The 14432-nt window shown below is 56.9% G+C and carries 15 protein-coding genes and 1 riboswitch; of the genes, 5 read left to right on the plus strand and 10 right to left on the minus strand.

Annotated elements, in window-relative coordinates; genetic code table 11:
* Window positions 1-4: 4 nt before the first annotated feature.
* Genes FDK21_RS17090 through FDK21_RS17110 form a run of 5 tightly spaced genes read right to left on the minus strand, consistent with a single transcriptional unit; the run spans window position 5 to window position 4898 of the window.
* A complete protein-coding gene (locus FDK21_RS17090) occupies window positions 5-622 on the minus strand; it encodes an ATP-binding cassette domain-containing protein (protein ID WP_138150112.1) in 618 nt (205 codons plus the stop codon).
* The gene (locus FDK21_RS17095; protein ID WP_138150115.1) at window positions 615-1370 is read right to left on the minus strand and encodes an ATP-binding cassette domain-containing protein; all 756 of its coding nucleotides are present in this window, start codon (window positions 1368-1370) and stop codon (window positions 615-617) included. Before FDK21_RS17095 ends, FDK21_RS17090 begins: the two co-directional genes overlap by 8 nt.
* Window positions 1370-2269 carry an ABC transporter permease gene (locus FDK21_RS17100; protein WP_210238826.1) on the minus strand — a complete coding sequence of 300 codons (900 nt, stop codon included), beginning with the start codon at window positions 2267-2269 and terminating at the stop codon, window positions 1370-1372. Before FDK21_RS17100 ends, FDK21_RS17095 begins: the two co-directional genes overlap by 1 nt.
* Complete coding sequence (locus FDK21_RS17105) at window positions 2266-3333, minus strand: ABC transporter permease (protein WP_210238827.1); 1068 nt, start codon at window positions 3331-3333, stop codon at window positions 2266-2268. The genes FDK21_RS17100 and FDK21_RS17105 overlap by 4 nt, the downstream gene beginning before the upstream one ends.
* Window positions 3330-4898 (minus strand): ABC transporter substrate-binding protein, encoded by a 1569-nt coding sequence (locus FDK21_RS17110; protein WP_138150121.1) that lies wholly within the window; start codon window positions 4896-4898, stop codon window positions 3330-3332. The genes FDK21_RS17105 and FDK21_RS17110 overlap by 4 nt, the downstream gene beginning before the upstream one ends.
* 376 nt (window positions 4899-5274) lie before the next feature.
* Here FDK21_RS17110 and FDK21_RS17115 point away from each other — a divergent pair, with 376 nt between their 5' ends.
* Both FDK21_RS17115 and FDK21_RS17120 read left to right on the plus strand, forming a co-directional pair.
* Complete coding sequence (locus tag FDK21_RS17115) at window positions 5275-5853, plus strand: histidine phosphatase family protein (protein ID WP_138150124.1); 579 nt, start codon at window positions 5275-5277, stop codon at window positions 5851-5853.
* Window positions 5854-6092: 239 nt separating this feature from the next.
* The gene (locus tag FDK21_RS17120) at window positions 6093-6839 is read left to right on the plus strand and encodes an SDR family oxidoreductase (RefSeq protein ID WP_114011561.1); all 747 of its coding nucleotides are present in this window, start codon (window positions 6093-6095) and stop codon (window positions 6837-6839) included.
* A gap of 119 nt (window positions 6840-6958) precedes the next feature.
* Here the strand turns inward: FDK21_RS17120 and FDK21_RS17125 are convergent, their stop codons facing one another.
* The 5 genes from FDK21_RS17125 to FDK21_RS17145 form a co-directional block, all read right to left on the minus strand.
* Complete coding sequence (locus FDK21_RS17125; RefSeq protein WP_138150127.1) at window positions 6959-7705, minus strand: (2Fe-2S) ferredoxin domain-containing protein; 747 nt, start codon at window positions 7703-7705, stop codon at window positions 6959-6961.
* The gene (locus FDK21_RS17130; protein ID WP_138150130.1) at window positions 7702-8475 is read right to left on the minus strand and encodes an ABC transporter ATP-binding protein; all 774 of its coding nucleotides are present in this window, start codon (window positions 8473-8475) and stop codon (window positions 7702-7704) included. The genes FDK21_RS17125 and FDK21_RS17130 overlap by 4 nt, the downstream gene beginning before the upstream one ends.
* Window positions 8472-9596 carry an iron ABC transporter permease gene (locus tag FDK21_RS17135; RefSeq protein WP_138150133.1) on the minus strand — a complete coding sequence of 375 codons (1125 nt, stop codon included), beginning with the start codon at window positions 9594-9596 and terminating at the stop codon, window positions 8472-8474. Before FDK21_RS17135 ends, FDK21_RS17130 begins: the two co-directional genes overlap by 4 nt.
* Entirely contained in the window at window positions 9596-10681 is a 1086-nt protein-coding gene (locus FDK21_RS17140; RefSeq protein WP_246657607.1) for an ABC transporter substrate-binding protein, read from the minus strand. The genes FDK21_RS17135 and FDK21_RS17140 overlap by 1 nt, the downstream gene beginning before the upstream one ends.
* Before the next feature lie 127 nt (window positions 10682-10808).
* Window positions 10809-11018: riboswitch (cobalamin riboswitch) on the minus strand.
* 70 nt (window positions 11019-11088) lie between these two features.
* Entirely contained in the window at window positions 11089-11865 is a 777-nt protein-coding gene (locus tag FDK21_RS17145; protein ID WP_114011566.1) for an IclR family transcriptional regulator, read from the minus strand.
* A 183-nt stretch (window positions 11866-12048) separates the two neighbouring features.
* Between FDK21_RS17145 and FDK21_RS17150 the strand changes: the two genes are divergently transcribed.
* The 3 genes from FDK21_RS17150 (at window position 12049) to attM (ending at window position 14326) form a co-directional block, all read left to right on the plus strand.
* Window positions 12049-12438 carry a hypothetical protein gene (locus tag FDK21_RS17150; protein ID WP_114011567.1) on the plus strand — a complete coding sequence of 130 codons (390 nt, stop codon included), beginning with the start codon at window positions 12049-12051 and terminating at the stop codon, window positions 12436-12438.
* Window positions 12439-12499: 61 nt separating this feature from the next.
* On the plus strand, window positions 12500-13348 hold the full coding sequence (locus FDK21_RS17155; protein WP_114011568.1) for an alpha/beta hydrolase: 849 nt from the start codon (window positions 12500-12502) through the stop codon (window positions 13346-13348).
* A 207-nt stretch (window positions 13349-13555) separates the two neighbouring features.
* Complete coding sequence (gene attM / locus FDK21_RS17160) at window positions 13556-14326, plus strand: N-acyl homoserine lactonase AttM (protein ID WP_114011609.1); 771 nt, start codon at window positions 13556-13558, stop codon at window positions 14324-14326.
* Window positions 14327-14432 lie beyond the last annotated feature (106 nt).

The following is a 14432-nucleotide window of genomic DNA, read 5'->3' on the forward strand; positions in this document are numbered from 1 at the left end:
GCCATCACATATCCGGCTTCAGGCATTTGTCCTGAAGCAGAAAGCCGGTATTGCACACAGCCCTGCGCAACGTGTCATCATGGCTGATGACGATCAGGGCGACGTGTTGTTTGGCAAGAACCGTCAACAGGGCCTGCCAGATTTGTCGCGCCGAGATGGCATCGAGCTGAGCCGTGATCTCATCGCAGATAAGCAGGCGCGTTGAGGGCAACAGCAGGCGGGCCAGTGAAACACGCGCCAGCTCCCCACCGGACAGCTCCCGCGCCAATCGCCCATGCCATTCGGGCCGAATGCCAAGGCCTTCAATAATTGAGTCGTCAAGTGCGCCGCCATTCTTGAGAATATCAGCGACAGACCAACGCGGATCAACCGCCATCTCTGGAGATTGGGGTGCCAGTTGGACCGGGGAGGGGCCATCAAATTCGGCAAGAGCCTCTCCGTTCCACAAGACCCTGCCTGCTTGCGGCTGAATTTGCCCGGCAAGAATGCGGCCCAATGTCGTTTTGCCGACCCCCGAGGGACCAGCAATGCCGATGCGGTCATTGGCCCCGATTTCGAGGCCCGCCTGATCCAGAATCAGCTGATCGCCAAATCGGTGGACCAGTCCTTCAGCCCTAAGCATACAAGACCCCTTCTTCTGTCAGATCAGCAAAGCCGTCCCAGCTTTGTGCCTGCCAAAGTGCCTTGGAGAAGGGATGGGCAAGCGTTCCCTTATGAAAGGCTTCGGTGTCTGCCACCTCGACCTGTTCCCCTTCTTTCAAGATAACCATCTGATGCGCAATCCCGGTTAGCCGCTGCAGATCATGACTGATCACAAGCACCGCCTTGCCACTCTCGGCAAGGGAGGCAAGAAGCGCCATGATGCGATCCGCAGCCTTTCCGTCCAAACCGGCGGTGGGTTCATCCGCGATGATGCATTCGGCCCCGGTTGCCAGCGCGGTCGCCAGCAGCACCCGTTTGGCCATGCCTCCGGAAAGCTCATGCGGCCATTGCTCGAGGCATTCGGGTGAAAGACCAAGATGGGAGAAAAGCGCAGCGACATCGCAATTATGTCCCGCAAGGCTTGCGAAACGAGCCACCTGTCGCCCCACCGGGCAGAGTGGGTCCAATGCATCCCTGCTTTGCGGTGCAAGGGCCAATGCGCCCTGTTTGGGCGGAGTGCCGTCAAATTCCATCTGCCCCGATCGTTCAGCATTATGTGGCAAGTTGCTGATCAGGGCTTCGGCGATCAGGCTCTTGCCGGCGCCGGACCCTCCGACAAGGCCGGTGAGACGACCGCGTGGCAAAGTGAAGGTGACATCCCTGATCGGTGCAAGACGCGACCCGTCATGCTGCCGAAAAAGAACGGACAGATTTTTAACCACCAGCATCAGGCCACTCCTTCATTCGGGTCAGAGGCACGGCGCAAGGATTCCCCGAAGATCTCGAAGGACAAGGCCACCAGCAAAAGCCCCAAACCGGGGAAGAAAGCCAGCCACCAGAGGCCGGATCCCAGCGCCCGGAGCGACTCGGACAGAATGACACCAATGGACGGCAGATGCGGCGGGACGCCGAGCCCGATAAAGGACAGCCCGGCCTCGTGCAATATGGCGTGCGGAAAAATCAGTACGAAACCCGCAATGATCTGTGGGATAAGGTGAGGCAACAAATGCTTCCGCGCAACCCATGTTGAATTGCGTCCCAACCCGCGGGATACCGCGACATAGTCTGATGCAAGCACGCGTTGGGTTTCATGACGCAACAGGCGGGCAAGACGTGGCCAGTGGGTCAGGCCGACCCCGAGAATAACACCTTGCACACCACCGCCTGCTGCATAGGCGACCAGCATCAACAGCACGAAATGCGGCAGGCCAAGAAACAGCTCGGTGGCAATGCCGACAATCCGGTCGGCGACGCGGTTGACACTCGCCATCAGACCCAAAATCACAGCCAACGCTGTCGAAACAAATCCGGCAAACAGCCCGATGCCGATCGATTGGCCAAGCGCCAGCAGTGTCCGCAACAGCATGTCGCGGCCCAGCAGGTCGGTACCGAAGATATGATCGAGCGACGGCGCGAGCATGCGCAGGGATGGGCTGACGCGCAGATCATCGGATGAGGCAAACAGCGAATAGGCAAACACGCCCAGCACCAGACTCAAGGCGATGAGTCCGCTCACGACGGCCTGGCGGCGAATGCGAGAGGCATGCTTTCGTCCTCCCGACCCGGCAGCGCAGCCCGGTTGCTCCGGCCATGCATCAAAGCGCGCTTTCTCGGTAAGATCCGTCACGATTTCCCCTCACGCGCTGTTTCAAAATCGGAAGATTGCAGCCGCGCCACGCTCTTGCGCTTTTGGCGTCTGCTCCCTGCCTGATCCCGCAGCCGTGGATCCAGAAGATGGGCGCAAATGTCTGCCAGCATGTTGCCAAGAAACACAACGGCCAGCGTCGCCAGAGCGACCCCCATCAACAGAGGCGCGTCGGCCCCTTTGGCTGCCCGCACCGTTGCTTCGCCCAAGCCCGGCCATGAGAAGATCGTCTCGGCCAAAACCGAGCCGCCGATCAACTCCCCGGCACCAGCCAAATGAATCGTGAGAGCTGGGCCCAGCGCATGGCGCAGACCGGGGCCCATCAGAAGGGACAGATTTCGAGCCCCATGGGCCTTGAGATGACGCGCTGCCGGTCCTTCCAGAAAGGCACGCGCGCGCGCGCGCGCGTGCAGGATCAGTGGCGCGATGCCAACGACCGAGACCGTGATGGCAGGCAAGATCAAGTGACGCAATCGGTCGCCCCACGTCACCTCGGCCGTTGTCAGGCCCGGAGAGGCGGAACAGCAAGCGGGCAACCAGCCAAGTTGGACGGAAAAGACAGCGATCAGAATCAATGCCAGCCAGAAGCCCGGACTGACAGCCAGCGTCACGGCAAACGCGCGAATGGCACGATCTGGCCAATGGCCTCTGGATGCAGCAGCAATCAGTCCCAAAGAGGTGCCGATCACGAGAGAGAAGAGGAAGGCGGCTCCAATCAGCGAAATGGAGGCAGGCCAGCGCGCCATGATCACATCAACGACCGGCGCGTTGAACAGCATGCTGTCCCCCAGATCGCCTTGGATGAAATGGGTGACCCAGCGCAGAAACTGCTCCGGAACCGGATCATTGAGGCCCCAGGACTGGGCGATGGCATCGCGCTGCTCCGGCCCGACCAGCGCAACCCGCGCCCCGACATAGGCCTGCACCGGATCAACCGGTGCAAGTCTGATGAGGGTGAAAAGCCCCACCATGGCCAGAGGCAGCAGCCAGACAAGGCGGATGGCGCGCTCCGCCAGCACCCTTGGAAGCCAATGATGCCAGCTCATTCGCATGTCCACTTCCAGCCCGGCAAGCCCTGTGTGATCGGATAGCCATGGCCGTGGGGCTCAATCTGAACCGGACCGATATCCAGACAGTCGCTGATCCAGTAGGAATGCTTGACATTGACCATCCAGGCCCAAGGCGCATCACCCTTGGCGCTGAACCCCGTTTTGCCGTCCCATTGGGCTGCCTTCCATTCAGCAAGTGAGGCCTCGAAGCTCGGAGCTGACTGGGCTGCATCCAAATGCGCATCGACCGTCGCATTGCGATATAGGCCGGTATTGTACCAGTCAACACCGGCATTGTTGCCATGATACAGGGCGTAGATTTCGGATGGATCATGCGCGCCCCATCCCAAAATCACTGCACTGGCATGCATTTCATTGCCAATGGCATCCCAGCTCAGGCCCCGTGGCTCTGCCACAATGCCAAAGGCGCGCATTTGTTCAGCCGCGCCCAGTGCCAAAGCCTGTCGCAGGGAGTCTGATGATGGATAGACAAGCGGGAAGCGGGCCTGTTGGCCATCCTTTTCGCGAATCCCGTCGCCATTTTCGTCCCGCCAGCCAGCGGCATCCAGCGTGGCTTTTGCCGCGTCCACGTCACCGCCCTCCAGATGGGCGTCCGGATTGTCCCAAGGCAGACCGTCAACAGGGCCGTAAGCTGGCGTGCCATGGCCATTCAGCGCCAAGGCCACCAGAGCCTCCCGGTCTAGCCCTTGGTTGATGGCGAAGCGAATGGCTCGGTCCGCGGTCACATCATTGCCGATCGGATGCCCTTTTTCGGTTTGACCACCAGAAGGAACGGTTGGAAATGCGATGCCGCGATTGTCGGCCGTATCGATATGCTTGACCGTCATGCCATTGGGGGCATGCGCCGCATCGAGCGGCGGCACGGCAACCAGATGCGCCGCGCCAGAGCGTGCCAAATTGAGCACCACGGCCTCTTCGCCAAAGACGAAGGTCACGCGCGGAAACGCGATTTTCTCGCCGTGCCAATAGGGATTGGGTTCGACAATCAATTGCTCGCCTTCCCGCCATTCAACCATCTTGAAGGGACCTGCTCCCAGCGGGTGACGCGCATAGTCATCCCCGTAGCCTTTTTGGGGCACGATCCCGAGCGCCACGAGTTGAGAGGCAAAGGTGATCTGCGGTTTGGTGAGTTCAAACTCGACCGTATCGGGGGTTGTTGCGCGGGCTTCCTTGAGGATCTTCATATCCGTCAGACCGCCAGCGTCCCTAGCCTTGTTGTAGGTGAAGGCAACGTCTTCGGCAGTCAGGGCGGAGCCATCGGAGAATTTTGCGTCTGTGCGAATGGTGACTGTCCAGATCAGGCGATCTTCGGAGAGGGCCCAACTTGTTGCCAGATCTCCAGTCATTTCAAAATTGGCATCAAGACGCAGCAGAGTTGCCTGAAAGAGTGGATTGCCATACCGCCCCCAGCCCATGATAGGATCAAACCCGGTTTCCGGCTCGCCGCCAACCGCCAGAACAAGCGGCGGAGGCGCAGCCGCGACCGAGTTGGCAGACAAGAGAGTGGCAAAAACAGCGGCAAGCAACATCGAACGGCGCATCCGAAACTCCATAGTATGATTTTTTTATGGATTTATCATACAATTTTTGTATACGAAAGTTTGAAATGCTCCGAGAAGCAAAACCTATTCTTATAGATTGGTCTCGTCGCCAAAACCTGCGCTTCCCTTTGTGGAAAGTTCAATCGAGACATGCCTTTCCCACCGGACAAATGCTTGGTGTCTGTGTGATGCAAGCGTGAATCGCGAAAGCGAAACGCCATCGTCGCAATGGGGGCGAACCGTCGTAAGCACCCATTGGCTTGTCTTCTCTACATGCAATTGCGCAAATGGATGGATCGGACCTTTCGGATTTGCCCCAGTAGGCCGGAGCTTCTATAACGTGTCGGGCAACCTTGTCGAAGCAGCCAAAATATCCATGTCCTATCCCCGTATTGTTTTCATGCGCCATGGCGAAACCGAATGGAACCTCGCCGGTCGCGCTCAAGGCCATCTTAACTCGCCCCTGACCGCAAAGGGTCAAGCGCAGGCCCAAAGGCTTGGCGAGATCCTCAAGCGTGAATTGATCACGCCAGAGGGCTATACCCAGATGGTCAGCCCCATCGGCCGGACCCTCGAAACCTCTGCCAACATCAAAAAGCATTTCCCGTTCGATCCAACGCCAATCGACTTGCTCAAGGAAATTGATCTCGGCAAGCTGAGCGGTCTGAAACGCGCAGAAATGGAAGAGCAGTTCCCCGATCATATGGCGGGAAAGCCTGACTATGACTGGTATTTCGGCGCCCCTGATGGTGAAACCATGGACGATATGCGCAAGCGCGCAACCCAATGGCTCGACAGCCTGATCGGCCCCACCATCGCCGTCGCCCATGGCCAAATTGGCAAAGTGATCCGCGGTGTTTATCTCGGACTGTCCGATGAACAGATCTTGCGCCTGCAAGAACCGCAAGGCGTGGTGCATCTGCTGGACCATGGCACTGAAACCATTTGGAGTTAGAAAAATATGTGTCATGGCGGGGCATTTCTGACAGGGCAGAGGGACCGAAAGCTTGGCTTGATCAAGCATCAGAGTTGACACCCGAGAGGTGGCCGCTGGTCCATGTCTGCAAGGGGTCGTGCTTGCAGGAAACGGTGTGTCGAAAGACCACATCATCAGTATATTGACTCGCCGGGGATCTGGGAGTGACTTGGGGGCCTGTATAATGCAAATTTCTGAAATCTGGAGGATCCAAATCTATGACCAAAACTGTTCTCATTAGCGGGGGCTCCAGAGGCATCGGGCGGGCCACTGCCCTGATCATGGCGGGCCAGGGATGGAACATCGCCTTCACCTATCGTGGGGATCATGACGCTGCGCAGCAGGCTGTGGAAGAGATCCGCGCAAAGGGCGCCGAAGCGATTGCCATTCAGGGGGATACGGTTCAGGAAGACCATGTGGTGCGGGCATTTGACGAGACGATCTCGACATTTGGCGGGCTGGATGCCGTCGTGGTCAATGCCGGTGTCGTTGCGCCGTCCATGCCGCTTGCCGAAATGTCCATTGAACGCCTGAAAACCATCTTTGACACCAACGTCTTGGGAGCGGTCCTGTTTGCCCGCGAAGCTGCAAGACGTTTGCCTGACCAGAAGACCGGAAAGGATGCTGCGATCGTGCTTGTATCCTCTGCTGCTGCTCGCCTTGGATCGCCGTTCGAATATGTCGATTATGCCGCCAGCAAAGGGGCGATCGACACATTGACGCTGGGTCTTTCCAAAGAGCTCGCAGGTCAGGGGATTCGCGTCAATGCCATCCGGCCGGGTCTGATTGAAACGGACTTGCATGCAAGCGGAGGCCAACCGGACAGAGCTGAACGATTGAGCAAAGCCATTCCCATAGCCAGACCCGGAACTGCGCACGAGGTAGGTTCGGCCATTGCCTGGCTATGCTCTGAAGAGGCTAGCTATTGCACAGGTGGCATCCTCGATGTGACCGGGGGACGATAACCCCGCGATTGGGATTCCAGCACGAACTGATACAAACTTGGGCCGTGATACCCGATATTGCTGATGGCAACAAAAGCATGGATATCGGGAACCCGGCCCAAATTCAGACCAATGCTCCCTCACTTCAGTCCCTGTTTCTTGCCGTTCAAAGGATAGCTGAGGACGTCAATCGGCTCTCCCTTTGCGATGTGACGGTCCAGAATGCGGTCGATATCCTGCTCGTCCACCCCGCCATAGATCGTGCCTTCCGGCCAGACCTGAATGACAGGTGCAAGGCTGCATGGACCAAGGCAACTGGTCTTGCAACTCATCATGCCAGCCCCTTTGTCCCTCAGTTTCAAGCGGTCCTGCTCAGACCGGACATGGTTGAACAGGGTGCTTGCGCCCGCATCATTGCAGGCCCCACCCATACAGACCAGAAGACGATATTTCTGATCGGGCACAACACTTCCTTTGGGAATTTTGACAGCCTCCTGCACCACATCGCTTTGCTCGGCTGACCGGACGAGCGCGTCTATCATCTCTCCGAGCTTATCTGTCTGAGTGATGGGCGGATGGGCAATCCTGATGCGCGGGAAGTCCGCACTTTTGCGCTGTGCGATCCAGCGATGCACCGATTTCTTGATCCAGCCCGGAAAAGCCGGCTCCATCGGGAAGATCAGCGAGATGATGACGACCTCTTCAGCCTTTTGGTCCGCGAGCTCTGTCAGGCGGGCACGCAAGGATGGTGTCCCAAGTTCCTGCAAGGCATAGGTAACGAGATAATGCGGATTTCTGGCAGCAATGGCGTCGCACAATCCTTGCATTTCCTCTCTGGGTTTTGCCGCCATGGCGGCCTTTGCGAGCAACAGAATGGCTGGTTTCATTGGGGATCCCCACTCTCGATCGGCAATACGTAAGGGTAGGACTGAACAGCGCCGACTAGGGCTTCGACCTGATAGGCATGGCGGATGTGATTGGGCGTCAGAACTGCCTGCCACGATCCAAGAGCCCGAATGCGTCCCTCGGCAAGCAACGCCAAGCGGGAGCAATAGCGTGCGGCGAGGGAGAGATCATGAACGGCGATGATGATTGTCATCTCGGTCTCGGCAGCAAGCGTGCGGATGAGGGACATCGTCTCCATCTGATATTTGAGATCCAGCGCCGAGGTTGGCTCATCGAGCAGCAGGATCTGAGGCTCCTGCACTAGAGCCCGGGCGATGGCAACACGTTGGCGTTCCCCACCCGAAAGGGTGGACACCTCAGAAAAAGCGTGATGGACCATGTTGACCCGCTCAAGAGCGGCAATCACCATCTCGCGATCCTGTGCGCCCAACTTGCCGGTCAAGTGTGGCGTGCGCCCCAACTGAACCAGATCGACCACGGATAGCGCCACATCATCCGGGATATGCTGGGGCACATAGGCAACATGGCGGGCATAATCGCGGCGTGAATAGGCCTCGATTGCCTTGCCCGCCACATCGATCTGACCGCTGTCAGGCGCTGCCAGCCGCGCCACACATTTGAGCAATGTGCTCTTGCCCGCTCCATTGGCCCCGAGCAGTCCGACGCATTCCCCCTTGTTCACGACAAGGGAAATCGCGTCAAGGATGGTGCGTTTGCCATAGGACAGAGTGAGTTTGTCTATGCGGATCATTGCATGGCCCTCCGGCGTTGTCTCAGGATCAAATGCACGAAGAGCGGCACGCCCACATAGGCCACGACAATGCCGACGGGGATGACAGCGGGTGAGAAGAGGGATCGGCCGATGGTATCGGCAACCAGCAGCAGAAAGGCCCCGACAATCATCGAGAAAGGCACCAGCCAACGATGGTCATTGCCGATCATCATCCGGGCAATGTGGGGCGAGACCAGCCCGATGAAGCCGATGACCCCGGTAAAGGCGATGATGCAGGCGGTGATCAACACCGAAAGCAGCGCCGTTACGAGGCGAACCCTTTTGAGATTGTAGCCGAGTGAGGCGGCGGTTTCTTCTCCGGCAGCCATGGCATTGAGCGCCCATGCCATCCGCCAGAAAATAGGCGCGGCAATCGCAAGCATCACAGCAGAGAAGCCTACCTCATCCCAGCTGGCGGCATTCAATGAGCCGAATGTCCAGTGAACGATCGCGGCTAGCTGCTCTTGCGTGGCAACAAATTGCAGGGTCGCGGTGAAGGCACTGAACAGATAGGTCAACCCGATACCTGCCAGAATGATCGTCGTTGCGGAGATGCCACTCAAACCGGCAATCCCCAGAACAATCCCGGCACACAGCATGGATGAGGCAAATGCGCCGCCAACCATCATGTAGGTGCCCAGTTCGGGCATTTGCAAAGCTCCCAACAGGATGGCCAGCGCCGCCCCGAAGGCCGCAGCGGGGGAAAGGCCCACGGTGAAGGGACTGACCAGCGGATTGCGCGTGATCCCCTGCATCATGACGCCCGCGACCGACAGCCCGGCACCGCCAACGAGGGCCATGGTGATGCGCGGCAGGCGCAGTTGCATCACGACCTTCTCCTGCAGAACGGACACTTCGGCAAACAGATTGGCGGGCAGGACGGGACCAAGAAGTATTTGAATGGCCTGAAGCAGTGAAATGTCATTGGCGCCAAGGGAAACCGCAAAGACCGACAGCAGAGCCAGCAGCAGCACGCCCGATAGGCAAATCAGGGAGGCACGGATGGTCCGGCGAGCATAGGCTCGCCGGATATCCCCCGATGGATCCTGAACGGATGACCCAGATGGGATGACCTCCGATGGAGAGAAGGCCCTGTTCATCACTGACCTGCTTCCCATTCGGAGACCTTGGCCCAGTAGCGTCCCGGATAGGCGACACCCTGAAAATCCTCCAGCCATGTTTTCATCACCGCATCTGGATCAACATCTTCGAAGCGGTCTGGATAAAGCCATTTGGCAATCGACAGCGCGCCAATCATCTTGGAACAACCTCCAGCCAGATAGTAGTTCATGTGGTAGGCATCACCATTCTTGATTGCCGGCAGTGCGTCAAAACCAGGACGTTCCTTTAGCGCTTCAAAGAAGGCCTGTGAGAAGCTTTCCGGGTGAAGCGGATAGGAGCCGGGCTGAAGCTTGATGATCATGTCCGGCTGTGCCTTGAGGATTGCTTCGGGGTCCACTTCATGATTGTGGACACTTCCGCGCTCTTTGGGCTGGGTTTCAATATCGACATGTTCAAAGATATTGCGTCCGCCAGCCGCTTCGATCATGTCATGCCAGCCGGAGCCACGCAGCACGGAACGATAGGGCGTTTTCTCCTCGAGATAGACCGTCTTGCGCTCTACGCCTTCAAGCCGTTTTTTCAACAGCGCCATGTTGCCAGTATAGAAGGCGTTGAGCTTGGCGGCCTTTTCCTCGGCGTCGAACATCTTGCCAAAGGCGGTAATGTTGGAGACATGCTTGAGGACATCCCAGCCGGTCAGTACCACAACAGGAATGTCGAAAGGCTCGAGCGTCTTGATGGCCTCCTGCCAACTGCCGTTGCGGGGGAAGATCACAACATCGGGGTCTTGTGCAATGATCGCCTCGTAATTTGGCTCTCGCTGCCCTTTCCCGACAAGCATATCCTCCTTGAGGTCCGGCCAGTAGGTGGGATCGCGCGTCACCCAACTGTCGACACCGACGATCACGTCCATGCCAGCCACCGCACGAATGAACTCAGCATTGTAGCGGTTGAAGACGACTGCGCGCTTCAATGGTTTGTCAAAGGTCAGCGTGCGACCGCTGTCATCGGTGATGTTGATAGGGGCTGCAGTTGCAACAGAATAAGCCGCAGCAAATGCCACAAAGAAGGCGATCGCGCGCGCCAGACGCGATAGGCCGGATAGCCAGATATTGGAAAGCAATGTCCCGTACTCCAGATGCGGCAAGGCAACCGAAGTCGGGCAAGTCTGATGCAATCAGATTCAATATGGCGAAGACGCAGAGACATGCGCATTGTCATGAGACCCTCCTCCAGGACACCCCGCCCGGGTTGAATGATTGAATGTCGGCAGGTCTCCTGGCTTACAGGTCATTGCGCTCCCCGGCCTTCCCAGATTGGTACAATCCAGTGGCCAGCTTGAGGGCGCTCTCTGTTTACAGTTGCGGGGACAGCTCCGGATTTGTGACAGGCTCATGCATCTGCCACGCACCGAATTCCCTTTTTATTCCGTTAAGGAAACCGACGAACAGATATATCCACTATGCGGCAGCAGCTGTCAATCGGGGATCTATCGCTTTGTCTGAAATCAGCCAGCGATCCCGGAAACCGCTATTCGAGATCGGCGCCCATGCGAACAGACAAGCGTTTCGCGATTCGTTTGACATTGGTAATCAGATTTTCACGGTCCGTCTCGTCGGCATCTTCAATCAGCAGACTGACGGCGATGCCGGCAATCGGCGTATTCTGAGAGTCCAGAACCGGGGCGCCGAAGCAAATGATGCCTTCTGCCACTTCCTGATTGTCGATGGAATATCCACGTTTGCGAATGGCCGCCAAATCCTCCAGCAGCCCATCAATCGACTGTTCGCTGAAAGGTGTGCGCGGTTCTGGCAACCCGTCTGCATAAAGGCGCTTGACTTCGAAATCACTCATCGAGCTGAGGAAGGCCTTTCCCGTTGCCGTGAAGGCTGCGGGAAGCCGCATTCCGGCACGAAATTCTATCAAAGAGTGACTAAATTCGGAATTGCGCGCGGCTATATATACAACTTCTGCTCCGTCTCTGACCGTCAATGTGATGGTCGCTCCAGGCATTTCGGTCTCGGTGTCCCAAATGGATGCAAACTCTGTTGCAACGTCAGATTGTCGATTGAAGGCATTGGACCAGCGCATGACATGGGGGCCCAACTGGTAGGCTTGATCGGACCGCTTGATCAGCAGATTTAGCTCCACAAGCGTTTGACAAAGCGTATGAACCGAGCTTTTCGCAAGATTCAGTTCCTGCGCCAGCTTCGACACGGTCGGGTGTGTCCGACTGCGAGCAACAAAATCCAGAATGCGCGACGCTCTTTCAACCGCAGGTACTAGTTTTGGTGTTGGATTGTCCATAATTCCTCGTCGTCTTTTTTTGAAGTTTCTTTTCTATCTTGACAAGCTTCCATACACCCGGATATGGTTTTGTACATAGAAAGACGTTCCATATACTGAACAATAAACATATATCAGAACATCTTTCAAGGCAAAAGTATTTGAATTTTGTCACATATTCACCGTGTGGTTGGGGAGGAGCGCATGGCCTTGAGTGTTAGAGACTGGGCGACCAGATTCAGTCAAGCCTCGGACAATGATGCCGCCATTGGCGCAATGGCTCGTCACTTTACCTGCACCTACCTGCTGGATATGGGCCTCGCCAAGGCGATCGTTCGTATGTTGGATGGCAAGGTGCATGAAATCAATATCAATCCCGGCCCTCTTGATTCCTACGATTTTGCCTTGCGTGCCAGCCCAGATACCTGGCGGGAATTTGCGCAGCCTATTCCCAACCCGATGTATCACGGCATTTGGTCTGCGAGCTTCCGGCGCGATCTCAAGCTGGAAGGCAACTTGCTTGTCCTAATGCAAAATCTTCGCAATTTCACCATTCAATTTGAGCTGTTGCGCAAAGTGGGCGTGCCTGTCTGAGCCAAACCGCATGCGGCGCCACCGCACACGGTCACGATACAAATTCTTTAGGGGGAACCTGATGGTCAAGCACTCTCCGGTTGTGGGTCGGTATGTAACCATCGATGTGGATGGCTGCGAATATAAGGTCTTCTATCTCCGCAACGGACAGGGGCAGCCTCTTGTCTGTCAGCACACGGCTGGTTGTCACAATCATCAATGGCGCGATCTGCTCGAAGATCCGGACATCACAGCCCGGTATGACGTCATCGCCTATGATCTGGCCCGACATGGCAAATCGGATCCGCCGACAAACAAGGAATGGTGGAAAGAGGAATACAAGCTCACGGCCGACCACTTTATGAAATTCATCCTCGCCTTTTGCGATGCGCTGGAGCTCGAAGATCCGATCTTTATGGGGTCGTCTTTCGGTGGCAATGTTGCGCTGCAGCTGGCCCTTCATCACCCCGACCGCTTTCGCGCCGTCATCCCGGTTGAGGCTGCCGAACATGCGCCGGGCTTCTTTCTGGAATGGTGGCGTCACCCCCATGTCAATGCCGCTCAGGTCTGCGCTTCTGGTGTGTGGGATCTGATGGCCCCGCAAAGCCCCGAGCAGGATCGCTGGGCAACTTGGCATTACTATACCCAAGGCTCGGAAGTGTTTCAGGGCGACCTCTATTTCTATTCGATAGACCATGATTTGCGAGGCCGCCTTGCCGAGATCGATACGGCCCGCTGCCCGGTCGTGATGATGACCGGCACCTATGATTATCTCACCCCACCGGAAGCAACCGAGAATACGGCACGTCAGATACCGGGGGGCATCTATATCGAAATGGAGGATATCGGGCATTTCCCGATGTCGGAAAATTATCCGCTCTTTGCGGTTTATCTCAAAGAAGCGCTGCGCGTGATCGAGAACCGAACCTGACGCTAGGGTCGGGAATGGAATGCAACAAATTTATTCGGGAACAGGCATATGAAGATCATTGAATTTGATGAAAAGGGTCAAAAGATTGCGACCGATGCCAGCGCGATCGGCCAGACAATCGGCTCCGACAGTCTGGCGGCACGACCGGCTTCGCAATCCAAGGCTTCAGCACGCAGAGGCGGAGAGTCTTCCGGCATCGAACTGCATATGTTTCAGACCGGAACGCTGCGCACGAAACTGAAATATATCAAGATGAATCAGGGCGAGGATGACTTTGAAATTCCCGTGCCATGGTTCCTGATCAAGCATCCAGCGGGCAATATCGTCATCGATGGCGGCAATGCAGTGGAAGCGGCCATCGACAAGCGCGGCCATTGGGGTGCTGTGGTGGATGCCTATGACCCCATCATGGACCGGTCCGAAAACTGTGTTGATCAGTTGCGTGCAGTGGGCGTCGATCCTGCCTCAATCCGCTATGTGTTGCAGTCGCATTTGCATCTGGATCATACCGGTGCGATTGGGCATTTTCCCAATGCCCAGATCATTTGCCAGCGCGCCGAATATGAATATGCCTTCAAGCCACAATGGTTCTCGGAAGGGGCTTATATTCGCGCCGATTTCGACCGCCCGGGTCTGAACTGGAAGTTTCTTGGAGGCGAATATACCGACAATTTCGACCTGTTCGGCGACGGCTCCGTCCGCATCATCTTTACGCCGGGCCACGCCCCCGGGCATCAGTCTTTCCTGATCACGTTGCCACGAACCGGGCCGGTGCTGCTGACCATCGATGCGGCTTATACGGTCGATCACTGGGAGAATAGGGCGTTGCCCGGACTGGTGCACTCATCAAGCGATGCAGCCAACTCGGTCGAGAAACTGCGGCGGATCGCAAGTGACACCAACGCAATGGTTGTGACCGGCCACGACCCGGACACCTGGCAAAGTTTTTTGAAGGCACCGAATGATTTTTACGACTGAGCAATAAGGCAAGGCTCGGCAAACGGGCATGGGGAAAGAGGAACATCCATGCTCATTTTAGGCGGGGATTTCTCCGTTTGGAACGACCCTGACAACGGCACTGGCC

The sequence above is a fragment of the Cohaesibacter sp. CAU 1516 genome (assembly GCF_005771485.1).
Taxonomy (GTDB): Bacteria; Pseudomonadota; Alphaproteobacteria; order Rhizobiales; family Cohaesibacteraceae; genus Cohaesibacter; species Cohaesibacter intestini.

Excerpts from the sequence above, each read along its gene's own strand:
- FDK21_RS17090 (WP_138150112.1), bottom strand. The coding sequence starts at position 622 with ATGCTTAGGGCTGAAGGACTGGTCCACCGATTTGGCGATCAGCTGATT.
- FDK21_RS17150 (WP_114011567.1), top strand. The coding sequence starts at position 12,049 with ATGGCCTTGAGTGTTAGAGACTGGGCGACCAGATTCAGTCAAGCCTCG.
- FDK21_RS17135 (WP_138150133.1), bottom strand. The coding sequence starts at position 9,596 with ATGAACAGGGCCTTCTCTCCATCGGAGGTCATCCCATCTGGGTCATCC.
- attM (WP_114011609.1), top strand. The coding sequence starts at position 13,556 with ATGTTTCAGACCGGAACGCTGCGCACGAAACTGAAATATATCAAGATG.
- FDK21_RS17105 (WP_210238827.1), bottom strand. The coding sequence starts at position 3,333 with ATGAGCTGGCATCATTGGCTTCCAAGGGTGCTGGCGGAGCGCGCCATC.
- FDK21_RS17095 (WP_138150115.1), bottom strand. The coding sequence starts at position 1,370 with ATGCTGGTGGTTAAAAATCTGTCCGTTCTTTTTCGGCAGCATGACGGG.
- FDK21_RS17125 (WP_138150127.1), bottom strand. The coding sequence starts at position 7,705 with ATGAAACCAGCCATTCTGTTGCTCGCAAAGGCCGCCATGGCGGCAAAA.
- FDK21_RS17120 (WP_114011561.1), top strand. The coding sequence starts at position 6,093 with ATGACCAAAACTGTTCTCATTAGCGGGGGCTCCAGAGGCATCGGGCGG.
- FDK21_RS17130 (WP_138150130.1), bottom strand. The coding sequence starts at position 8,475 with ATGATCCGCATAGACAAACTCACTCTGTCCTATGGCAAACGCACCATC.
- FDK21_RS17115 (WP_138150124.1), top strand. The coding sequence starts at position 5,275 with ATGTCCTATCCCCGTATTGTTTTCATGCGCCATGGCGAAACCGAATGG.
- FDK21_RS17145 (WP_114011566.1), bottom strand. The coding sequence starts at position 11,865 with ATGGACAATCCAACACCAAAACTAGTACCTGCGGTTGAAAGAGCGTCG.
- FDK21_RS17155 (WP_114011568.1), top strand. The coding sequence starts at position 12,500 with ATGGTCAAGCACTCTCCGGTTGTGGGTCGGTATGTAACCATCGATGTG.
- FDK21_RS17110 (WP_138150121.1), bottom strand. The coding sequence starts at position 4,898 with ATGCGCCGTTCGATGTTGCTTGCCGCTGTTTTTGCCACTCTCTTGTCT.